This is a genomic window from Streptomyces sp. NPDC016677 (assembly GCF_055562815.1).
Window position 1 is genome coordinate 295533 of the sequence record NZ_JBVHEO010000008.1, and the last position, 21157, is coordinate 316689.

Here is a 21157-nt window from a genome sequence, read left to right on the forward strand (position 1 = left end):
GCCGGGCCGGTCTCAGCCCCGGTACTCCGCCGGACGTTCCGCGGACGCCTCCGCCAGCGCCTTCCTGACCGCCTCGGCGCCCCCGCGCAGCCCGTACACCGGCGCCCCCGGCTGCTGGCGCCAGGAGTCGTCGATGCCGCCCGCGTCGACCGCCTCAAACCCCAGTTCCTCGATCAGGGCGCGGACCTTCGCCTTGGCCGCCGCGTCGTCGCCGGCCACCGGGAGGGCCATGCGGTCGGGGTCACCGGCCGGGCGGGCGCGGTCCAGGATGTCCTGGGCGTAGGTGCCGTTGAAGGCCTTGACGACCGGGTGGCCGAGCTGCTGCTCCGTCCAGCGGCTCTCGGTGCGGCCCTCGTCCTCGATGCCGGCGATGCGGCCGTCGCGCTGCCGCGGGTAGTAGTTGCCGGTGTCGATGACCGCCAGGCCGTCCGCCGCCTCGGCGAACAGGCCGGCGGGGAGGTCGCGGACCGCCTTCAGCGGGACCGCGACCACCGCGATCTCGGCGCCACGGGCCGCCTCCTCGACCGGGACGGGCGTCGCGCCGGTCTCCTCGGCGAGGGCGGTGAGGGTGTGCGGGCCGCGGGAGTTGGCGACGGAGACCTCGTGACCGAGGGCGGTGAGCCGCCGGGTGAGGTTGCCGCCGATGTTGCCCGCGCCGATGATGCCGATCTTCATCCGACTCGCCTGGCCTTTCGGGTCGTGGATACGAGGTTGCCGTCGGGCATCCGTAACCGGTCCGGTGGGCGGGCTATTCCTCCGTACGGCCGTCCGGGTGCCCCGGGGCGGACGGGTGCCCCGGCCCGAACGGATCTTCCAGTTCCGCCCGCAGGATGTCCGCCGCCTGCTCCGCCCGGCCCTCCTCGACCGCGCGGACCAGGGCCGCGTGGGCGGCGTCGCCGTGGGCGGGTTCGGTGGCGCGCAGGCCGGTGAGGGCGAGCAGGTCGACCAGGCCGTCCCGCAGTACGGGGGTGAACTCGGTGAACAGGTCGGCCAGCACGGGGTTGTGGGCGGCGGCGACCACCGCCGTGTGGAAGGCGATGTCGGCGTCGACGAAGGCCGCGTCGTCCGCGGTGGACGCGGCCCGGCGGCCGGCCAGCGCGGTGTGCAGGGCGGTGACGTCGTCGTCGGTGCGGCGGTGGGCCGCGAGCCGGGCGGCGTGCACCTCGACGGCCATCCGGACCTCGTAGACGTCCGTCACCGCGGCGCGCCGCAGCCGGGCCGGCCAGTCCTCGGCGGGCTCGGTGGCGATGACGAACACACCGGCGCCCTGCCGTGGCTGGACCAGCCCCGCGCCGGCCAGGGCGCGCAGCGCCTCGCGGACGGTGGAGCGGCCCACGCCGAGCTCCTTGGCAAGGGTGGTCTCGCCGGGCAGCCGGGTGCCGACCGGCCAGTGGCCGCCGGTGATCTGCTCGCGCAGCCGGGCGGTGGCCTGTTCGACCAGGGGGCTGGGGCGGACGGCGCCTAGCGGCATGGGGTCACCAATCGACGAGCGGGAACGGCGGCGGGCGGGGAGTTCCCCGGCCGCTCCCCATTCTCACTCGTCCGTAAGCCGGGTACGGGGTGGAGGTCCCGGGGAGGCGGGCCCCTCCGTCCCGGCGGCGCGGGCGGGGCCCGCGCCGCACGGGGGCGTCCGCCCGGTCACCGGACGGACGCCCCTCACGCGTCACTTGTCGAGGAACGCCCAGAACTCGTCGAACGACAGCAGCTTGTCGCCGTCCAGGTCGCGGCTTTTGATGATCGCCTCCGCGACGGACTCGGTGACGTTCCAGTCGCCGCCCTGTGCCAGGGCGGTCTTGAACTCGGCCGGGGTGATGCGACCGTCGCCGTCCGCGTCGATCCGGTCGAACTGCTTGCGTGCTTCCTCGATGTCCGCCACCGATCCGCCCCTCATCTCGTGCTCTGGTCATGCCGTGGTCGTCGTACTGACGCTGGTCAGATTAACGTTCCGGCCTCACGGCCGGTGCGGCGACCACCCACGCCGGGGGGAGGCGTCAGTGCCAGGGCTCGTAGTGCGGGTTGCTCCGGCACTCGTCCATGATCTCGGTCTTGGTCTTCTTGTCGACGGGGCAGACGCCGATGACGTACCGCCGGTCGACGCCGCCGGGGAAGGCGACCTCCACCTGCTCGGCCCACCGGTGGGTGTCACCGATGGTCCGGTTGACGTCGATGCCTCCGGGGGCGTCGATGTAGTAGTTCCAGCCGGACTTGTACCAGGTCTTGTACAGGTCGTGGTCGTAGGAGGTCGACACGTACGGGGACGGCTGGTTGACCAGGACGTACTGCTCGATGTCGTACTGGCCGTCCACCACGTCCCTGGGGTGGAAGCCCTCCTCGAAGACGACGTCGGGGCCGCGGCCGTCGCTGCGGTAGAGGGTGCCGCAGGTGGTGCGCCAGGCGGGGGCGGGGGTGATGCGGCCGAGGTCGACGCGGCGGTCGGCGGCGGCCTTGAGCTTGTCGTCGAAGACGGGGCAGGAGGGCGCGGCGGCCTTGACGGCGGCCGGGGCCCCGGCGGCGGTCCCCGCGGCGGTCGCGGGGAGCGTGGCGGCCGACGTGGCGAGGACGGCGGCGAGGGAGAGGGCGGCGGCGGTGGCACGGCGGCGCAGGCGAGTAAGGATCATGGGCAGCAGGATCACGGCCCGGGGCGGCCGGGCCGTGGAACGTCACCCGTGGGTGGCGTGTCCCCTCAACTCCCCGCGCGCTGACCGGAGATGGTGCTAGGGCTCGTCACCCGCATCTCGAACCACGTCGTCTTGCCGCGCGGCAGCAGGTCGACGCCCCAGCGGTCGGCCAGCCTGTCGACGAGGAAGAGGCCCCGTCCGTTGATGTCCAGCGGCTGGACCGGGATCAGACAGGGCAGCCCCCGGGAGGGGTCGCGGACCTCGACGCGGAGCCAGCCGGAACGGCGGCGCATGCGCAGGCCGAAGACGCGGGCACCGGTGTGCCGTACGGCGTTGCCGACCAGTTCGGAGACGAGCAGGACGGCGTCCTCGGCGTGCTTGGGTCCCAGTTGCCACTGGCGCAGGACGACGACCTGGACGAGCCGGCGGGCGGTGGCCGCGGACTCCGGGCGGGAGGGCAGCGGAACCTCGCCCTCCGTGGGGTCCCCGAACAACTCGACCGCCCTGAGCGCGTGTTCGTCCTCGACCGCCGGCGACCAGCGCGCAGCGGTCGCACGTCCGGCTCCCCGTGGCTGCCCCGTGTCCTCCAGCCCCGCCATGCCCCCATCATGGCCGCCGACAGCACCCTCCGGGGCCGTCTTGGGGATTACGAGCCGGTGCGGGACCCCGTACGCGGAGGGCTTCTGGCGTATGCCCCAGGCACATCGAAAATCGAAAGTCACCCGGTGAACTGGGCAGATGATTCGAGCGGCGCGGACCGGTGGCCATCGCTTCCCCGGCAGGCCCGAGGGTGCGCCGAGCCCGCCGCAAACCGCCCCAACGAGGGACTCCGGCCCTACGCCGCGTCAACGGCGCTCCGTTCAGGTGAAGTTCGCCTTGCCGGGCCCCTCCTCGACGAAGCTGCGCATCCCGCGCTCCCGGTCCTCGGTGGCGAACAGGCCCGCGAACCAGCTCCGTTCGACGGCGAGGCCGGTGTCGAGGTCCGTCTCCAGTCCGGTGTCCACCGCCTCCTTCGCCGCGCGCAGCGCGATGGCGGGGCCCCGGGCCAGCCGGGCCGCCCACGCGTGGGCCTGCGCGTAGACCTCGGCGGCCGGGACCACCCGGTCCACCAGGCCCAGCGCCAGCGCCTCGCCGGCCTTCACCTGGCGGCCGGTGAAGATCAGGTCCTTGGCCTTGGACGGGCCGATCAGCCGGGACAGCCGCTGGGTGCCGCCGGCGCCCGGGATCAGGCCGAGCAGGATCTCGGGCTGGCCCAGCCTGGCGTCGTCGGCGGCGATGCGGTAGTCGGCGCAGAGGGCGAGTTCGCAGCCGCCGCCGAGCGCGTAGCCGGTGACGGCCGCGACCACCGGCTTGGGGATGCGGGCGACGGCCGTGAAGGAGTCCTGGAGGGCCCGGGCCCGCAGCACCATCGCCGCGTGGTCCATCACCCGCATCTCCTTGATGTCCGCGCCCGCCGCGAACACCTTCTCGCCGCCGTAGAGCACCACGGCCCGCACGTCGGTGCGGGCCGTGGCCTGTTCGGCGAGTTCCTTCAGCCGGTCCTGGGTGGCGGTGTCCAGCGCGTTCATCGGCGGACGGTCCAGCCGCAGCGTGCCGACGCCGTCGGCGACTTCGAGGTGTACGGTCATGCCCCGCAGGTTAACGGGGACTAACGGCGTCGGATAAGGCTCACGCCTTCCACTTCTCCCAGGACATGTTCCAGCCGTTGTAGCCGTTGTCGGCGGCCACGGTGGCGTCGTTCGAGTTCTTGACGACCACCACGTCCCCGATCATCGAGTTCGCGAAGAACCAGGCGCCCGGCGCGTCCTCGTCCCAGCCGCCCTGGGTGTCGCGCAGGCCGACGCAGCCGTGGCTGGCGTTGCGGTTGCCGAAGGCGTCGCCGCCCCAGTAGTTGCCGTGGATGAAGGTGCCGGAGGTGGTGAGCCGCATGGCGTGCGGGACGTCCTTGATGTCGTACTCGCCGCCGTAGCCGACCGTCTCGCCGTTCATCCGGGTCACCGACAGCTTCTCGCTGATGACCATCTGGCCGTTCCAGGTCTCGTAGCCCGGGGCGCCGGTGGTGACGGGGATGGTCTTGACGGTCCTGCCGTCGCGCTGGACCTTCATGGTGAGGTTCTTGGCGTCGACGACGGAGACCTGGTTGCGGCCGATGGTGAAGGAGACCTTCTTGGCCTGCTCGCCGTAGACGCCGTCGCGGCCCTCGACGCCGTCCAGGTTGAGGTCGACGGTGACCTTGGTGCCGGCCTTCCAGTACTTCTCGGGGCGGAAGTCGATGCGGTCGTTGCCGAACCAGTGGCCCTCGACGTCGACGGCGGGCTCGGTCTTGATGCTGATGGCCTTCTCGACGTCCTCGGGGTTGGTGATGCCCCGGGTGAAGCGGATCGAGAACGGCATTCCGACGCCGACCTTCGAGCCGTCCTCCGGCGTGAAGGTGCCGATGAACGTGTTCTTCGGCGTCAGGGTGGTGAAGCGGGAGTCCTCGGCGGCGGTGCGGCCCTCGGAGTCCTTGGCGACCGCGTGCACCGAGTACGCGGTGGAGGCGGCCAGGTGGGAGGACGGCGTCCAGGTGGCGCCGTCCCCGGATATCTCTCCGTCGACCTTCTTCCCGTCGCCGTCCTTCACCACGACCTCGGTGAGCTTGCCCTTGGCCACCCCGACCTTCAGCGCTCCGCTGGTGTCGACGGCCTTGGCGCCGTTGGCCGGGGCGATGCTGACGACCGCCTCGGACTGCTTGCTCCGCGCGGTGTCCGAGCCCTTCCCCTCGCCGTCACCGGCCCCGGACCCGGATTCCGTTCCCGCCCCGCCGCACGCGGTCACCGCCAGCAGCAGCGACCCGACGGCCAGCGCCGACAGCCTCCGGCCGATCCGCCCCCGTGCCGAAGCCCCCGATATCGGACGCACGTTCACGTTGTTCTCCCCTCGCCGGGCCTGGTCCGGCCCGCACCCCAAGTGCGCCTGCGCGCACCGGCGCATCGTAACCGCAGGCCAGCGGGGGTTTGCAGGGGTCGTTTGTCACTGTTGTGTACCGAGTCGGGCCCGGCCGGTTTCCGCACCGGGGCAGACCGGGGGCGGATCACCGGGTCCGGGTGGGTGGATCACCCGACCGCGCTCCCCTCCCGCCACGCCTTCCAGCTCATGTTCCAGCCGCCGAGCCCGTTGTCCGGGGCGACCGTGCGGTCCTTGCTGCGCACCACCTCGACGACGTCGCCGACGAGGCTGCGGTCGAAGAACCAGCCCGCCGGGGTGTCCGCCCCGCCGCCCTTGACGTCCCTGAGCCCCACGCAGCCGTGGCTGACGTTGGTCCTGCCGAAGACGTCCGCCGGCGCCCAGTAGTTGCCGTGCAGGAAGGTGCCGGACTCGGTCAGCCGCATGGCGTGCGGGACGTCCGGGATGTCGTACTCGCCGCCGAAACCGACCGTGCGGCCGTCCATCCGGGTGACGTCGAGCATCTCGGTGACCACCATCTTGCCGTTGTACGTGGTGGTCTTCGCGGCGCCCGCCGTGATGGGCACGGTGGTGAGGAGTTCGCCGTCGCGCCGCACCTGCATGGTCTTGCGGGCCGCGTCCACCACCGAGACCTGGCTGCGGCCGACGGTGAAGGTGACCGTCTTGTGCTGGAGCCCGTACACCCCGGGCGCGCCCTCGACATCGCGCAGTCTGAGGTCGACGGTGACCTCGGTGCCGGGTTTCCAGTAGTGCCGGGGGCGGAAGTCGAGGCGGTCCCGGCCGAACCAGTGCGGGCGGATCTCGACGGCCGGCTCGGCGCTCACCCGTACGGCCCGCTCGACGGCGGCGCGGTCGGTGATCTCCCGGTTGAACTCCAGCGAGACGATCATGCCGGTGCCCACCGTCGACCGGTTCTCGGGGGCGACGTACCCGATGAACCGCTCCTCGGGGACGTACGTCGTGAAGCTCGCGTGCCGGGCCGAGCGGCGGCCGGCGTCGTCCACGGCGACGGCGTCGACCGTGTACTTGGCGGCGAGCGCGAGGCGCCCCTCGTCGGGTTCCCAGCGCCTTCCGTCGGCGGAGATCCGGCCCGGCACCGGGGTGTCCCGCGCGTCCTGCGACTTGATCACCCGGACCGACTCCAGCCTGCCCTCCGGCACCCGGACCGACAGCTTCCGCCCGGGCCGTACGTCCTTGTCGCCGTGGTCCGGGGAGACGCGGATGCCCTCGCCGGGGGCTCCCGGCCTGCCGAACATCCCGCCCAGCCCGGTCCCCTCCGAAGTGCAGCCGGCCGCTCCGGCCAGCAGTCCTGCCCATGTCAGTACGGCGGCCAGCGCGGCCCCCGCGCGCCGTGCGCGCCCGTGTACGTGCCTCACATCCACCCGTAACGACCGGCCGGCCCTGGGGAAACGTGAGTGCGAGCCACGCTCTGGGCAGAACTAGGGAGGAGGACGACGCGACGGAGAGCGGCGGCCGGGACGCCGTACGCCCGTTTACACCGTCACGGCCCGTCGTCCCACGAGCCGTGGGAGGCCGCCAGGTGTCCAGCGCAGCCGAGCGGGAGGCGGTGGCCGGGAAGCGGGCCGCCGAGGACGGGCGGGCCGCCGCCGTGGCGAACGGGGTGCGGCGGACCGCGCCGCCGCCCTCCGTGCCCGCGTGGCCGGGTACGCCGGTCCCGCTCGGCGCCCGGTTCCGCACCGGCCCGGACGGCGTGGCCGGCACCAACTTCGCGCTGTGGACGGGCGGCGCGGAGGCGGTCGAGCTGTGCCTGTTCGAGGAGAGCGGGGCCGAGCGGCGGGTACGGCTGACCGAGCTGACGCACGAGATCTGGCACGGCTTCGTGCCCGGCGTCCGCCCCGGCCAGCGCTACGGCTACCGGGTGCACGGCCGCTGGGACCCGTGGACCGGCGCCCGCTGGAACCCGGCGAAGCTGCTCCTGGACCCCTACGCCCGCGCGGTCGACGGCGACTTCCGGCTGCCGCCGCAGGTGTACGGGCACGTCCGGGACTGGCCGGAGCAGCACGTCGCAGACACCGTGCGCGACGACCGCGACTCCGCCCCGTACGTCCCCAAGGGCGTCGTCGTCCACGATGACGACGACTGGTCGGACGACCACCGCCCCAAGACCCCGTGGGCCGACTCCGTCATCTACGAACTCCACGTGCGCGGCTTCACCAAGCGCCACCCCGGCGTCCCGCCCGGCCTGCGCGGCACCTACGCGGGGCTCGCCCACCCGGCGGCGATCGAGCACCTGGTGCGGCTGGGCGTGACGGCGGTGGAGCTGCTGCCGGTCCACCAGTTCGCGCACGAGAGCCACCTCCTGGAGCGCGGCCTGTCGAACTACTGGGGCTACAACTCCGTCGGCTACTTCGCCCCGCACGCCGCCTACGCCGCCTCCGGCACCCGGGGCGAGCAGGTCGGCGAGTTCAAGCGGATGGTGCGCGCGCTGCACGCGGCCGGCATCGAGGTGATCCTGGACGTGGTCTACAACCACACCGCCGAGGCCGGCGAGCTGGGCCCGACGCTGTCCCTGAAGGGCATCGACAACCGCGGCTACTACCGCCTCCAGCAGGACGCGCGGAGGTACGCCGACTACACCGGCTGCGGCAACACCCTGCACGTCGTCCAGCCGCACGTCCTGCGCCTGATCACGGACTCGCTGCGCTACTGGGTGACCGAGATGGGCGTCGACGGCTTCCGTTTCGACCTGGCGGCGGCGCTGGCCCGCTCGATGCACGACGTCGACATGCTCTCCCCGTTCCTCGCGGTGATCGCCCAGGACCCGGTGCTGCGCCGGGTGAAGCTGATCGCCGAGCCCTGGGACATCGGGTCCGGCGGCTACCAGGTGGGCGCCTTCCCGCCCCTGTGGACGGAGTGGAACGACCGCTACCGGGGCGCCGTGCGCGACTTCTGGCGGCACGCCCTGCCCGACGTACGGGAGATGGGCTACCGCCTGTCGGGCTCCAGCGACCTGTACGCCTGGGGCGGCCGGCGGCCCTACGCCTCGGTCAACTTCGTCACCGCCCATGACGGCTTCACCCTCCGCGACCTCGTGAGTTACGAGCGCAAGCACAACGAGGCCAACGGCGAGGGCAACCGGGACGGCTCGGACGACAACCGGGCGTGGAACTGCGGCGTGGAGGGCGAGACCGACGACGCGGCCGTACGGGCCCTGCGCCGCCGCCAGCTGCGCAACCTGCTGACCACGCTGCTGCTGTCCACGGGCGTGCCGATGCTGGTCGCGGGGGACGAGATGGGCCGCACCCAGGGCGGTAACAACAACGCGTACTGCCAGGACAACGAGACCGGCTGGGTGGACTGGAGCCTGCTGGACGATCCCGGCTGGCGGGCCCTGACCGATCTGACGGCACGCCTGGTCGAGCTGCGCCACGCCCACCCCGTGCTGCGCCGCCGCGCCTTCTTCTCCGGCCGCCCGCAGACCGCCGACGGCCTGCGCGACCTGGCCTGGTTCACTCCCCGGGGCACCGAGATGACGGAACAGGACTGGTACGCGCCCGCCGCGACCCTCGGCATGTACCTCTCCGGGCGGGACATCCCGGGCCGGGACGAGCGCGGGGCGCCGATCACCGACGACAGCTTCCTGGCCGTGCTGCACGCCGGGGAGCGGCCGGTGGGGTTCGTGCTGCCGGCGGCGCCCTGGGCCGAGCGGTACGAGGTGGTGGTGGACACCGGCCGGGAGGAGCAGGACGCGGCGCCGGGCACGGGTCATCGGGCCGGGGCGGAGATCACGGTGGAGGGGCGGACGGTGCTGCTGCTGCGGGTCGCCCGCTGAGCGCTGTGTGACGAGTTTTGCGACCTCGTGAACTCGTCGGTGATCTTCTTGACCGGCGGTCGCCGTGGCTGGAAACGTCCCGGGTCACACCCTCTCCTTCTGACGCCTGGGGTACCCGCATGCCCGAAATCTCCCGCCGCGCCTTCGGTGGTCTCGTCGGCGGCGGCGCGGTGACGGCCGTCGCCTCGGCCGCCGTCCCCGCCTCGGCCTCGGCTCCGGCCTCCACCGGGGCCGCCGCGCCCGCCGAGCGCCCGTTCACGGCCCGTACCGCCGCCCGGCCCCGCAGACGCCCCAACATCCTGTTCATCCTGGGCGACGACCTCGGCTGGGCCGATCTGTCGTCCTACGGCTCCCCGCACATCAAAACCCCGCACCTGGACCGGCTCGCCGCCCGGGGCGTGCGGTTCACCGACGCCTACTCCGGCTCCGCGACCTGCTCCCCCACCCGCTTCAGCCTCTACACGGGCCGCTACCCGGGCCGCACCGAGGGCGGGCTGGCCGAACCCATAGGCAACCGCACCCAGGGCCTGACCCCCGGCCACCCGACCCTGGCGTCGCTGCTGAAGAAGGCGGGTTACTCCACCGCCCTGATCGGCAAGTGGCACTGCGGCTTCCTGCCGGACTACAGCCCGACCCGCTCCGGCTGGGACGAGTTCTTCGGCAACTTCGGCGGCGCGCTGGAGTACTTCTCCAAGCTCGGCCAGCTCGGCGAGTACGACCTGTACGAGGGGGACGCCGAGTACCAGGACCTGCGCTACTACACGACCGTGGTGACCGAGCGCGCCGTGGAGTACGTCGCGCGCGACCACGACGCGCCCTGGCTGCTGAACCTCAACTTCACCACCCCGCACTGGCCGTGGCTCACCGAGGACGACGCGGAGACCGGCGCCGAGATCGCCGCGAGGATCCGCGCCGGGGGCGGGGTGAGCGCGCTGCTGCACGACGACGGCGGCTCGGTGGCGAAGTACAAGGAGATGGTCGAGAGCCTGGACAGCGCCGTCGGCGAGGTGCTCGCCGCGCTGCGCCGCTCCGGCCAGGAGGACGACACCCTCGTCGTCTTCGCCAGTGACAACGGCGGCGAGCGCTTCTCGTACCAGTGGCCGCTCAGCGGCGCCAAGTCCGAACTGCTGGAGGGCGGCATCCGGGTGCCGACGATCCTGCGCTGGCCGGCCGCCGTCGGTGCCCGTCAGGTCAGCCACGAGCCGGTGTACTCCCCCGACTGGACGGCGACCCTGCTGGAGCTGGCCGGGGCCCGCCCGGACCCGGCGTACCCGCTGGACGGGCACAGCCTCGCCGGGTACCTGCTGCGCGGCGAGGACCTCCCCGAGCGCGACCTGTTCTGGCGGGTGCGGGGCAACCGGGCGCTGCGGCGCGGGAACTGGAAGTACTACCAGGACGCCGACGGCGCGGACCACCTGTACGACCTCGCCGCCGACGCCCGTGAGCAGGCCGACCTCGCGGCCGCCCGGCCCGAGCTGCTGGCGGAGCTGAAGGCGGCGTGGGAGAAGGTGGACGGCACGCTGCTGCCGTACCCGGCGTCCTGACCCCGCCCACCGGCGCGCCGGGCGGCCGGGCCGTGCCCCGGTACAACCCCCGTGGCGGTGAAAACTCGATGGGCAGGGTCAGCGGCGGTCCGTAGGCTCGCTGTCGATGACCACGACACCCGCACCCGCCACGCAGAGGTCGGCTGTCCGCGTCCTGCTGCGGCTGTGGCCGTTCGTACGGCCGGTGCGGGCGCGGCTGTTCACCGCCGCGTTCGTCGCGGTCCTCGCCTCCTGTGTGGCGCTGGTGATCCCGCTGGTCCTGAAGTGGATGGTGGACGGCCCGGTCGCCGGCCGCGACCCGGCCGGGGTGTGGCTGGGCGCGCTGTACCTGCTGCTCCTCGGGGTGGCGGAGGCGCTGCTGTTCGGGCTGCGGCGGTGGCTGGTGGCCCGGCCGCTGTCGCGGGTCGAGGCGGAGATGCGGGCCGCGCTGTACCGGCGGCTGCAGCGGCTGCCGGTGGCGTTCCACGACCGCTGGCCCTCGGGGCAGTTGCTGTCCCGGGGGACGACGGACCTGATGCTGCTGCGCATGTTCCTCGCCTTCCCGCTGACGTTCCTGCTGGTCAACGGGGTGACGATTCTCGTCGGCGTGATCATCATGCTGGTGCAGGACTGGTCGCTGGGGCTGGTGATCCTGGGGCCGGCCGTGCCGGTGGTCATCACGTGCTCGGTGTTCGAGAAGAAGTACGCCGACATCGCCCGGCGGGCCCAGGACCAGGTCGGGGACCTGACGACGGTCGTCGAGGAGAGCGTGCTCGGCATCCGGATCATCAAGGGGTTCGGGCGGCACCGCAGCCAGGCGCGGGCGTTCCGGGAGCTGTCGGGGACCCTGCGGGGGACGGAGCTGCGCAAGGCGCGGCTGCTGGCGGCCATCTGGGCGGTGATCGTCACCCTGCCCGAACTGGCCGTCGGCGCCGCGCTGGTGGTCGGGGCGGTGCAGGTGGCGGACGGGCGGCTGTCGGCGGGGACGCTGGTGGCGTTCTTGTCGACGGCGCTGGCGCTGCGCTGGCCGATCGAGTCGATCGGCTTCCTGCTGGCGATGAGCCAGGAGGCGGCGACGGCGACGGAGCGGTACTTCGAGGTGATGGACGAGGAGCCGGAGACCGACGGCGCGCCCGCGCCGGTTCCGGCGGGCGGGGAGCGCGACGGCCTGCGGTTCCACGACGTCCGTTTCCGCCATCCCGACGCCGCCCCGGACTCCCCGCCCGTCCTCGACGGCGTCGACCTGCACATCCGCCCCGGCGAGTCGCTCGCCCTGGTGGGCGCCACCGGCAGCGGCAAGACGACGCTCACCGCGCTCGTCCCCCGGCTGTACGAGGTGACGTCCGGCCGGATCACCCTGGACGGCACCGACATCACCGCCCTGCCCCGCGAGGAGCTGCGCTCCCTGGTCGCCGTCGCCTTCGAGGAGCCGACGCTCTTCTCCGCGACCGTCGGGGAGAACGTCCTGATGGGGGCGGGCCCCGACGCCGGAGAGGCCGACCTGCGCCGCGCCCTCGCCATCGCCCAGGCCGGCTTCGCGCACGCCCTGCCCGAGGGCACCGCCACCCAGGTCGGCGAACAGGGCCTGAGCCTGTCCGGCGGGCAGCGCCAGCGCCTCGCGCTGGCCCGCGCGGTGGTCGGCAGGCCCCGCTTCCTGGTCCTGGACGACCCGCTGTCCGCCCTGGACGTGCACACGGAGGCCGCCGTCGAGGCCGCCCTGCGCCGCGTCCTGGCGGACACCACCGCGCTGATCGTGGCCCACCGGCCCTCCACGGTGCTGCTCGCCGACCGCGTCGCCCTGCTCTCCGGCGGCCGGATCGCCGCCGTCGGCACCCACCAGGAACTGCTGCGCGGCCACGCCGAGTACGCCCAGCTGATGTCAGGGTCAGGGGAGGACGACCACCGATGACGGCGCCCACCACCACCGCACCGGCCACGGACGGCCCCGACGGCCGCACACCGCCCGCCGGTGACGCCTTCGACCGCGACGTCCTGCCCACCCCGCCCGGCGCCACCGCCGCCCTGCTGCGCTCCCTGCTGGCGCCGATGCGCGCCCGCGTCGCCGTCACCGCCCTCCTGCTCCTGCTCCAGCAGGCGGCCGTGCAGGGGAGCCCGCTGCTGGTGGCGTACGCCATCGACCACGCCGTCCCCGCGCTGCGCGCCGACGACCACGGGCCGCTGATCGCGGTCGCCGCCGGCTACCTGCTGTGCGCGCTGGCCGGCGGGGCGCTCCAGTACGCCTTCATCAACGCCGCCGCCCGCGTCAACCAGGACGTGCTCCTCGACCTGCGCGGCCGGATCTTCCGCCACGCGCAGGCGCTCAGCGTCGACTTCCACGAGCGCTACACCTCGGGCCGGCTGATCTCCCGCTCCACCACGGACGTGGAGTCGCTGCGCGAGCTGCTCAGCGAGGGCCTCCAGGAACTGATCACGGTCGTCCTCTCCTTCGTCTGCATCACGGCGATGCTGCTCTGGCTGGACCTGGGCCTCGGCGCGGTGGCGGTCGCCTCCTTCGCACCGCTGTACGCGCTGGTGCGGACGTACCGCCGCCGGGCCGGCCAGGTCTACGGGCGGCGGTCGACGGCGATCGCGGCGGTGATCGTCAAGTTCGTGGAGACGATGAACGGCATCCGCCCGGTGCGCGCCTTCCGCCGCGAGGCCGCCAACGACGCCGGCTTCGCCGTACTGAACCGGCGGCACGAACGCTCCAACGGCGACGCGCTCCTGGAGATGGCCCGCTATGTCACCGGTTCCCGGCTGATCGCCAACACGGCCGTCGCGGGCATGGTGCTGTGGGGCGCCCACCGGGTCGCGGACGGCACCCTCGCCCTCGGCGTGCTGGCGGCGGCGGTGCTGTACCTGCGCCGCCTGTACGACCCGATCGACCGGCTCGGCATGTTCCTGAACTCCTACCAGTCGGCGGCGGCCTCCCTGGAGAAGATCGCGGGGCTGCTCGCCCAGGTCCCCTCCGTGCCGGAGCCGTCGGCCCCGAAGGAACTCCCGCCCCTGACCACCGGCTCCCCGGGCCGCGAGGTCGTCTTCGACGCCGTCCGCTTCGGCTACCGCACCGGCGGCGAGGTCCTGCCCCGCTTCGACCTGACCATCCCCGCCGGGCAGACCGTCGCCGTCGTCGGCTCCACCGGCGCGGGCAAGTCCACCCTGGCCAAGCTGCTGGCTCGCTTCTACGACCCGACCGGCGGCCGGGTCCTGCTCGACGGCACCGACCTGCGCGACCTGGCCGTGCCCCAGCTGCGACGCGGGGTGGTGATGGTGACGCAGGAGGCGTTCCTGTTCTCCGGCACGGTCGCCGAGAACATCGCCATCGGCCGCCCGGAGGCCACGGACGAGGAGATCGAGCGGGCCGCGAAGGCGATCGGCGCCCACGACTTCATCGCCGCGCTGCCCGACGGCTACGCCACCGACGTCCGCAAGCGCGGCGGCCGCATCTCCGCCGGCCAACGCCAACTGGTCGCCTTCGCGCGCGCGTTGCTGGCCGACCCGGCGGTGCTGATCCTCGACGAGGCGACCAGTTCGCTGGACATCCCCGGGGAGCGGGCGGTGCAGCGGGCGATGCGGACGGTACTGCGGGGCCGTACGGCCGTGGTGATCGCCCACCGCCTGTCGACCGTGGAGATCGCCGACCGGGTGCTGGTGATGGAGGACGGCCGCATCGTGGAGGACGGCACCCCGGCCGGCCTGATCGCGGGCACCGGCCGCTTCGCGGATCTGCACCGGGCTTGGCGGGACAGTCTGGCGTGAGCGCCACGAGGGTCTCGCCGCTCTCGCGATGCCCCGCCGGGACCCTCGGGATCTCCGTACCCCGGCGTCGCCCCCTAGTCTTGGGACCCATGTCCTTCACGTACGACGCCGTCGGCGCGACCCGCGGGCAGGGCCACTGCCCGCCGGGGTTCCACTCCCTGCACGTGCGCACCCGGCTGGGAGAGGGGGAACCGGTCTTCCGCCGGGCGGCCGAGGCGCTGCTGACCTGGGAGATGCACCGGGCGGTGGGCGTCGGCCTGGACGCGGGCGCCGAGCGCGCCGCGCCCGGGGTCGACGTCACCGTCACCCTCGCCGGGATGATCAAGGCGCCCTGCCGGGTGGTGTGGACGGTGGAGGAACCCCGCCGTGCCGGGTGGGCGTACGGCACGCTCGCCGGTCACCCCGAGTGCGGCGAGGAGGCCTTCGTCGTGGACCGCACGGGTGACGGCACCGTCTGGCTGACGGTGACCGCCTTCAGCCGCCCGGCCAAGTGGTACGCCAAGGCCGGCGGCGCGGCGACCCGGGGGCTGCAGCACGCGTACGCGCGGCGCTGCGGCACGGTACTGCGGCGGCTGGCCGCCGGGGAGGCCGAGAACTAGGACTCCTCGAAGGCGTCGCGGGCGCGCTCGATCTCCGGCAGGTGGGTCGCGGCCCACTCCAGGAGCACCTCGACCGGGTGCCGGAGGGTCTTGCCCAGCGGGGTGATCCGGTACTCGACGGCGACGGGGCGGGTGCTGAGGAGCACCCGCTCGACGATGCCGTTGCGTTCGAGCCGCCGCAGGGTCGCGGTGAGCGACTTCTGCGTCACCGCGGGGACGGCGCGGCGGAGGTCGTTGAACCGGCAGGGCCGTTCGCACAGTTCGTTGAGGACGTCCAGCGACCACTTGTCCAGCACCTGGTCGAGCAGTTCCCGGTGCGGGGCGGTGATCCGCAGCTCACCGGTGTGCGAGTCGGTGTGCGAGTCCATGTGCGAGTCCGCGGGGGAGTCGGTGGGGGAGGCGGGTGCGGTAGCCATGCCGATACTTGGTCTCCTTGAAGTGTCCTTCGTGCACCAGGTAGCAAGGGTATACCTACTCCGGCTCACCGACCGAGGAGACCTCGATGCCTGTTCGCCGTTTCACCCCCGACGGCATGCTGCGCCTCACCCCCTACGACCACGTCGCCGTCGGCACCGGCACCCGGCACGTGCACGTCAGCGGCCAGATCGCGCGCACCGCGGACGGGGACCCGGTCGCGCCGGGCGACCTCGCCGGGCAGGTCGCGCAGGCGCTGCGGAACACCGCGACGGGCCTCGCGGGCGCCGGCGCGACCTTCGACGACGTCCTGCGTCTGACGTTCTACGTCACGGACTGGGCGCCCGAGAAGATCGAGGCGTTCATGGCGGGCGTCGAGCGGGTCGCCGGGGAGATCGGGCTGCCCCGTCCGATGCCCCCGGCGTCGCTGATCGGGGTGGACCACCTCTTCGAGCCCGACGTCCTGGTCGAAGTGGAGGCCACCGCCCTCACCGGCTGACGCGCCGGCGCGGGACCGGCCGTCACCGCATCAGCAGCCCCGCCGCCTCCACCAGCTCGTCCGACGGAACCGCGACCAGGCCCAGCTCCGCGCCGGAGGCCAGCAGCGGATGGGCGGGCAGGATACGGACCGTGTAGCCGAAGGTGCCGGTGCGGTCGAGGGCGAGCGGGCCCTCGTAGGCCCAGCGGCCCTCCAGGTCGGGGCCGCCCACCGGCTTCAGCGGGGCCGCCGTCGCCTCGGTGATGCGGTCCTCGGAGTCCACCCGGCCGGAGACCGCCTGCACCTCGACGTCGTCCGGGGCGAGTTCCCCGAGGTCGACGCGGACCCGCAGGCCGAGGGTGGAGCCGAGTTCCGCGGTGGCGGTGGCGGCGCCGGTCTCGACGTGGTCGACGCTCACCCCGTGCCAGGCGGCCCGTACCCGGCTCTTCCACTCGGCGAGGCCGCGCGCCGCGTCCGGGCCCATGGCGCGGTGCGCGGCGGCGGCCGGGGCGTACAGCCGCTCCACGTACTCGCGGACCATCCGCCCGGCCAGCACCTTCGGCCCGAGCAGGCTCAGGGTCCGGCGGACCATCTCGATCCAGCGGTCGGGCAGGCCGGAGGGGCCGCGCTCGTAGAAGCGCGGGGTGATCCGCTGCTCCAGCAGGTCGTAGAGGGCGGCGGCCTCTATGTCGTCGCGCCGGTCCGGGTCGGTGCCGACGCCGTCCGCGGTGGGGATCGCCCAGCCGAAGTCCGGCCGGAACCACTCGTCCCACCAGCCGTCCAGCACCGAGACGTTGAGGCAGCCGTTGAGCGCCGCCTTCATGCCGGAGGTGCCGCACGCCTCCAGCGGGCGCAGGGGGTTGTTGAGCCAGATGTCGCAGCCGGGATAGAGCCGCTGCGCCATCGCCATGCCGTAGTCGGGGAGGAAGACGACGCGGTGGCGCACACGCGGGTCGTCGGCGAACCGGACCAGTTCCTGGATGAGCCGCTTGCCGCCGTCGTCCGCCGGGTGCGCCTTGCCCGCGACGACGATCTGGACCGGCCGCTCCGGGTGGAGGAGGAGGTCCGTCAGACGGTCGCGGTCGCGGAGCATCAGGGTGAGGCGCTTGTACGAGGGGACGCGCCGCGCGAAGCCGATGGTGAGGACGTCCGGGTCCAGGACGCCGTCGATCCAGCCGAGTTCCGCCGTACCGGCGCCGCGCTGGCGCCAGGAGGCCCGCAGCCGCTCCCGTACCTCGGCGACGAGCTGTTCGCGCAGCGTGCGGCGCAGCTCCCAGATGTCCTCGTCGGGGATGTCGGCGACCGAGTCCCAGCGGTCGGAGCCGCCGACGGTCAGCGCGTCCTCGGTGCGCTGTACGCCGATCTGCCGGGCCCCCAGCCGGAACACCTCGGGGGCGACCCAGGTGGGCGCGTGCACCCCGTTGGTGACGGAGGTGATCGGCACCTCGTCGGCGTCGAAGCCGGGCCACAGGCCGGAGAACATCTCCCGGCTGACCCCGCCGTGCAGCAGGGAGACGCCGTTGGCGCGCTGGGCCAGGCGCAGGCCCATCACCGCCATGTTGAAGAGGTTCGGTTCGCCGCCGGGGTAGGTCTCCATGCCGAGCCGCAGGACGCGCTCGACGTCGATGCGGGGCAGTTCGGCGCCGGGGCCGAAGTGGCGGGCGACCAGTTCGCGGTCGAAGCGGTCGATGCCGGCCGGGACCGGGGTGTGCGTGGTGAAGACGGTCCCGGCCCGGACCGCCTCCAGCGCCGGGTCGAACTCCGCTCCCCGGTCGCACAGTTCCGCGATGCGCTCCAGGCCGAGGAAGCCGGCGTGTCCCTCGTTGGTGTGAAACACCTCGGGTTCGGCGTGTCCGGTGAGCCGGCAGTACGTCCGTACCGCCCTGACCCCTCCTATGCCGAGCAGCATCTCCTGGAGGAGCCGGTGTTCGCTGCCGCCGCCGTAGAGCCGGTCGGTGACGCCGCGTTCGCCGAGGTCGTTCTCCTCGACGTCGGAGTCGAGCAGCAGCAGCGGGACCCGGCCGACCTGGGCCAGCCAGAGCCGGGCGCGCAGTTCCTTGCCGCCGGGCAGGGCGAGGTGGACCTGGGCGGGGGTGCCGTCGGTCTCCTTGAGGAGGGTCAGCGGCAGTTCGTCGGGGTCGAGGACCGGGTAGTGCTCCTGCTGCCAGCCGTCCCGGCTGAGGGACTGCCGGAAGTAGCCGTGCCGGTAGAGCAGGCCGACGCCGATCAGCGGCACGCCCAGGTCGCTGGCGGCCTTCAGGTGGTCGCCGGCCAGGATGCCGAGGCCGCCGGAGTACTGCGGCAGGGCGGCGGTGATGCCGAACTCGGGGGAGAAGTAGGCGACGGCGGCGGGCAGCCCGGCGGACTGGGCCCGGTCCTGGTCCCGGGACTGCGTCTGGTACCAGCGGTCGCCGGTCATGTAGTGGTCGAGGTCGTCGGCGGCCGCGGCCAGGCGGCGCACGAAGCGGCGGTCCTCGGCCAGCTCGCCGAGCCGCTCGGCGCGGACGGCGCCGAGCAGCCGCACCGGGTCGCGGCCCGAGGCAGCCCAGCACTCGGGGTCGACGGACCGGAACAGGTCGCGGGTCTCCGCGTGCCAGGACCAGCGCAGATTGCGGGCCAGATCGCTGAGTGGCCGCAGGGGTTCGGGGAGGACGGGACGGACGGTCAGTCGGCGGATGGCCTTCACATTCCACCTCACGCGATCGCGGGAACGACGCGGCGTGTACCGCGCCGGCCCCTCCGACGGTACCGGCGTCATGGCGGTCGCCGTGGGGGCTTCGCCCGCAGACCGCCCGATCGGCGGGAACGCCGGCACCCGGGCCCGCCGTACGGACCAGCGGTTCTCCGCCGCCCCCTCCCGTTCCGCGCGTCCCGATATGGCTGATTCCACCCCGCTGGGCCACCTTGTGACCCTTCGTGGCACACGAGAGGCTGCGTGCGGGCGTGGCGGTCCCGGGGAGGGCGGCCCGCCGGTCCGAGGAGGGGAACTCACACCATGGCACGGACGCGCACGCGTCTGCGCCCGGCGGGGGGCCTGGTCGCGGTGAGCTGTGCCGCGGCGCTTTCGGCCATGACCCTGCCCGCGCAGGCAGCACCGGAGGGCCGCGTACTCGGCGCCGGGGCACCCGGCTCGGTGAGCGGGAGTTACCTGGTGACACTGAAGGGGGAGGTGCGGGCGGCCGCCGCCGACGGGCAGCGGATCGCCGCCGCGTACGGGGCGAGCATCAGCCACACCTACGGCACGGTACTGAACGGCTACGCCGTCACCGCCGACGCGAGACAGGCGCGGCGGCTCGCGGCCGACGCCCGGGTCGCCTCGGTCGTCCAGGACACCCGCGTGGTCGTGGACGGCACGCAGAAGAACCCGCCGTCCTGGGGCCTCGACCGCGTCGACCAGCGGAGCCTGCCGCTGGACCGGCGCTACACCGCGCCCGGCAGCGGCGGCAGGGGCGTGACGGTGTACGTCATCGACACCGGGGTCCGCACCTCGCACCGCGACTTCGGCGGCCGGGCGCGCAGCGGCTGGGACTTCGTGGACCGGGACCGCACCGCCCGGGACGGCAACGGGCACGGCACCCATGTCGCGGCCACCGCCGCCGGATCGGCGTACGGCGTGGCCAAGAAGGCCCGGGTGGTCGCCGTACGCGTCCTGGACGACCAGGGCGCCGGCACCACCGCCCGGGTGATCGCCGGCATCGACTGGGTCACCGAGCACGCCCGCGGGCCGGCGGTGGCCAACCTCAGCCTCGGCGGTCCGCGCAACAGCCGGCTCGACGCCGCCGTCCGCGCCTCGATCGCGTCCGGCGTCACCTACACGGTCGCCGCGGGCAATGCGGGGCGCCCCGCGTCCGGGTACTCCCCCGCCGGGCTGCCGCAGGCCGTCACGGTCGGCGCCACCGACCGGAGCGACACCAGGGCCGCCTTCTCGAACTACGGTGCCGCCGTCGACCTGTTCGCCCCGGGCGTGTCGGTCACCTCGGCGTCCCGCGCGAGCGACACCGCGCGGGCGACGGCCTCGGGTACGTCGATGGCGGCGCCGCACGCGGCGGGCGCGGCGGCGCTGTACCTGGCGGCGCATCCGCGCGCCGAGCCGGACCGGGTGGCCAAGGCGCTGGTGTCGGGGGCCGTTTCGGGCCAGGTGTCCGGACGGGGCCCGGGGTCACCGGACCGGCTGCTGCGGGTGCCGCGCACCTGAGTGCCCGCGGGGGACACCCAGGCGGACGCGGGGACACACGAGGACACGCGAGGACACGCGAGGACACGCGAGGAGCGCAAGGGAGGGGGAGAGATACGCGTGAGTAGTTAACAAAGCGCCGGATTGCCCACCCGAAGAGTGTGGGAAGGCTCCTGCGGTACACGCTTACCAGGACCCCGCGCGACCCACCTCCCCACAGTCATCCGCCCACCCTCGTCGACGCGGACAGGAGCGGTCATGCCCGCCACGCACCACTCGTCAGCACCCCCCACAGCGCACAGCGCCCCACCCCCCGGCGCCCCGACACCCGCGACCCCGGCCGTCGGCCGCATCCCCGTGCTCGACGTCCGTCCGGTGGTCCAGCACGGGCGCAGGCCCGCCAAGGCGGTGACCGGCGAGACGTTCCGGATATCGGCCACCGTGTTCCGGGAGGGACACGACGCGGTCGCCGCCAACGTCGTCCTGCGGGACCCCGAGGGCCGCCCCGGCCCCTGGACCCGCATGCGGGAACTGGCCCCCGGCACCGACCGCTGGGGCGCCGAGGTGACCCCCGGGGCACCGGGCCGGTGGACGTACGCCGTCGAGGCGTGGAGCGACCCCGTCACCACCTGGCGGCACCACGCGCGCGTCAAGATCCCGGCCGGCATCGACACCGGCCTCGTCCTGGAGGAGGGCGCCCGGCTGTACCAACGGGCCGCCGCGCGGGTGCCCGAGGACGCGGGCCGGCGCGTCGTGCTGGCCGCCGCGGCGACGCTGCGGGACGACACGCTGCCGGTGCCCACCCGGCTGGCGGCGGCGCTGACGCCCGAGGTGGACGCGGTCCTCGCCCGGT

18 protein-coding genes are annotated in these 21157 nt (G+C 73.7%); 8 read left to right on the top strand and 10 right to left on the bottom strand.

What is annotated here, in order from left to right; all coding sequences use genetic code 11:
• Positions 1–12: 12 nt before the first annotated feature.
• From ACZ3IG_RS23065 to ACZ3IG_RS23100, 8 genes are all read right to left on the bottom strand, one after another.
• On the bottom strand, positions 13–705 hold the full coding sequence (locus ACZ3IG_RS23065) for an NADPH-dependent F420 reductase (RefSeq protein WP_467434374.1): 693 nt from the start codon (positions 703–705) through the stop codon (positions 13–15).
• 43 nt (positions 706–748) lie between these two features.
• Complete coding sequence (locus ACZ3IG_RS23070; protein ID WP_467434338.1) at positions 749–1471, bottom strand: FadR/GntR family transcriptional regulator; 723 nt, start codon at positions 1469–1471, stop codon at positions 749–751.
• A 192-nt stretch (positions 1472–1663) separates the two neighbouring features.
• Positions 1664–1876, bottom strand: coding sequence for an EF-hand domain-containing protein (locus ACZ3IG_RS23075; RefSeq protein ID WP_215170915.1), 213 nt, complete (start codon positions 1874–1876; stop codon positions 1664–1666).
• A gap of 115 nt (positions 1877–1991) precedes the next feature.
• Complete coding sequence (locus tag ACZ3IG_RS23080) at positions 1992–2618, bottom strand: ADP-ribosyltransferase (RefSeq protein ID WP_467434340.1); 627 nt, start codon at positions 2616–2618, stop codon at positions 1992–1994.
• Between the two features lie 65 nt (positions 2619–2683).
• Positions 2684–3217, bottom strand: a complete 534-nt coding sequence (locus tag ACZ3IG_RS23085) for an ATP-binding protein (RefSeq protein WP_467434341.1) — start codon at positions 3215–3217, stop codon at positions 2684–2686.
• A 261-nt stretch (positions 3218–3478) separates the two neighbouring features.
• A complete protein-coding gene (locus ACZ3IG_RS23090; protein ID WP_467434342.1) occupies positions 3479–4246 on the bottom strand; it encodes an enoyl-CoA hydratase/isomerase family protein in 768 nt (255 codons plus the stop codon).
• A 40-nt stretch (positions 4247–4286) separates the two neighbouring features.
• On the bottom strand, positions 4287–5525 hold the full coding sequence (locus ACZ3IG_RS23095) for a L,D-transpeptidase (RefSeq protein ID WP_467434343.1): 1239 nt from the start codon (positions 5523–5525) through the stop codon (positions 4287–4289).
• Positions 5526–5713: 188 nt separating this feature from the next.
• Positions 5714–6940 carry a L,D-transpeptidase gene (locus ACZ3IG_RS23100; protein WP_467434344.1) on the bottom strand — a complete coding sequence of 409 codons (1227 nt, stop codon included), beginning with the start codon at positions 6938–6940 and terminating at the stop codon, positions 5714–5716.
• A 164-nt stretch (positions 6941–7104) separates the two neighbouring features.
• On the opposite strand from ACZ3IG_RS23100, the gene glgX reads away from it, so the two are divergent.
• The 5 genes from glgX to ACZ3IG_RS23125 all read left to right on the top strand — a co-directional run bounded on the left by glgX (position 7105) and on the right by ACZ3IG_RS23125 (position 15238).
• Positions 7105–9357 (top strand): glycogen debranching protein GlgX, encoded by a 2253-nt coding sequence (glgX, locus tag ACZ3IG_RS23105; protein ID WP_467434345.1) that lies wholly within the window; start codon positions 7105–7107, stop codon positions 9355–9357.
• A gap of 119 nt (positions 9358–9476) precedes the next feature.
• Complete coding sequence (locus ACZ3IG_RS23110; protein ID WP_467434347.1) at positions 9477–10901, top strand: sulfatase family protein; 1425 nt, start codon at positions 9477–9479, stop codon at positions 10899–10901.
• Positions 10902–11007: 106 nt separating this feature from the next.
• Positions 11008–12789 carry an ABC transporter ATP-binding protein gene (locus tag ACZ3IG_RS23115; RefSeq protein WP_467434348.1) on the top strand — a complete coding sequence of 594 codons (1782 nt, stop codon included), beginning with the start codon at positions 11008–11010 and terminating at the stop codon, positions 12787–12789.
• Complete coding sequence (locus ACZ3IG_RS23120) at positions 12786–14639, top strand: ABC transporter ATP-binding protein (protein ID WP_467434349.1); 1854 nt, start codon at positions 12786–12788, stop codon at positions 14637–14639. The genes ACZ3IG_RS23115 and ACZ3IG_RS23120 overlap by 4 nt, the downstream gene beginning before the upstream one ends.
• Positions 14640–14728: 89 nt before the next feature.
• Complete coding sequence (locus ACZ3IG_RS23125) at positions 14729–15238, top strand: DUF1990 family protein (protein WP_467434351.1); 510 nt, start codon at positions 14729–14731, stop codon at positions 15236–15238.
• On the opposite strand, the gene ACZ3IG_RS23130 is transcribed toward ACZ3IG_RS23125, so the two are convergent.
• Positions 15235–15606, bottom strand: a complete 372-nt coding sequence (locus ACZ3IG_RS23130; RefSeq protein ID WP_467434375.1) for a winged helix-turn-helix transcriptional regulator — start codon at positions 15604–15606, stop codon at positions 15235–15237. The two genes, ACZ3IG_RS23125 and ACZ3IG_RS23130, sit on opposite strands and share 4 nt — an antisense overlap.
• Before the next feature lie 134 nt (positions 15607–15740).
• Here ACZ3IG_RS23130 and ACZ3IG_RS23135 point away from each other — a divergent pair, with 134 nt between their 5' ends.
• On the top strand, positions 15741–16151 hold the full coding sequence (locus tag ACZ3IG_RS23135) for a RidA family protein (RefSeq protein ID WP_467434352.1): 411 nt from the start codon (positions 15741–15743) through the stop codon (positions 16149–16151).
• Positions 16152–16173: 22 nt separating this feature from the next.
• Here ACZ3IG_RS23135 and ACZ3IG_RS23140 read toward each other — a convergent pair whose 3' ends face one another.
• Positions 16174–18816, bottom strand: coding sequence for a glycosyltransferase family 1 protein (locus tag ACZ3IG_RS23140; protein WP_467434353.1), 2643 nt, complete (start codon positions 18814–18816; stop codon positions 16174–16176).
• A gap of 309 nt (positions 18817–19125) precedes the next feature.
• On the opposite strand from ACZ3IG_RS23140, the gene ACZ3IG_RS23145 reads away from it, so the two are divergent.
• A complete protein-coding gene (locus ACZ3IG_RS23145) occupies positions 19126–20325 on the top strand; it encodes a S8 family peptidase (protein ID WP_467434354.1) in 1200 nt (399 codons plus the stop codon).
• 237 nt (positions 20326–20562) lie between these two features.
• The coding region (locus tag ACZ3IG_RS23150) for a maltotransferase domain-containing protein (protein WP_467434355.1) at positions 20563–21157 on the top strand (595 nt) is incomplete at its 3' end.

Excerpts from the sequence above, each read along its gene's own strand:
- ACZ3IG_RS23070 (WP_467434338.1), bottom strand. The coding sequence starts at position 1,471 with ATGCCGCTAGGCGCCGTCCGCCCCAGCCCCCTGGTCGAACAGGCCACC.
- ACZ3IG_RS23080 (WP_467434340.1), bottom strand. The coding sequence starts at position 2,618 with ATGATCCTTACTCGCCTGCGCCGCCGTGCCACCGCCGCCGCCCTCTCC.
- ACZ3IG_RS23085 (WP_467434341.1), bottom strand. The coding sequence starts at position 3,217 with ATGGCGGGGCTGGAGGACACGGGGCAGCCACGGGGAGCCGGACGTGCG.
- ACZ3IG_RS23090 (WP_467434342.1), bottom strand. The coding sequence starts at position 4,246 with ATGACCGTACACCTCGAAGTCGCCGACGGCGTCGGCACGCTGCGGCTG.
- ACZ3IG_RS23110 (WP_467434347.1), top strand. The coding sequence starts at position 9,477 with ATGCCCGAAATCTCCCGCCGCGCCTTCGGTGGTCTCGTCGGCGGCGGC.
- ACZ3IG_RS23115 (WP_467434348.1), top strand. The coding sequence starts at position 11,008 with ATGACCACGACACCCGCACCCGCCACGCAGAGGTCGGCTGTCCGCGTC.
- ACZ3IG_RS23120 (WP_467434349.1), top strand. The coding sequence starts at position 12,786 with ATGACGGCGCCCACCACCACCGCACCGGCCACGGACGGCCCCGACGGC.
- ACZ3IG_RS23125 (WP_467434351.1), top strand. The coding sequence starts at position 14,729 with ATGTCCTTCACGTACGACGCCGTCGGCGCGACCCGCGGGCAGGGCCAC.
- ACZ3IG_RS23130 (WP_467434375.1), bottom strand. The coding sequence starts at position 15,606 with ATGGACTCGCACACCGACTCGCACACCGGTGAGCTGCGGATCACCGCC.
- ACZ3IG_RS23135 (WP_467434352.1), top strand. The coding sequence starts at position 15,741 with ATGCCTGTTCGCCGTTTCACCCCCGACGGCATGCTGCGCCTCACCCCC.
- ACZ3IG_RS23145 (WP_467434354.1), top strand. The coding sequence starts at position 19,126 with ATGGCACGGACGCGCACGCGTCTGCGCCCGGCGGGGGGCCTGGTCGCG.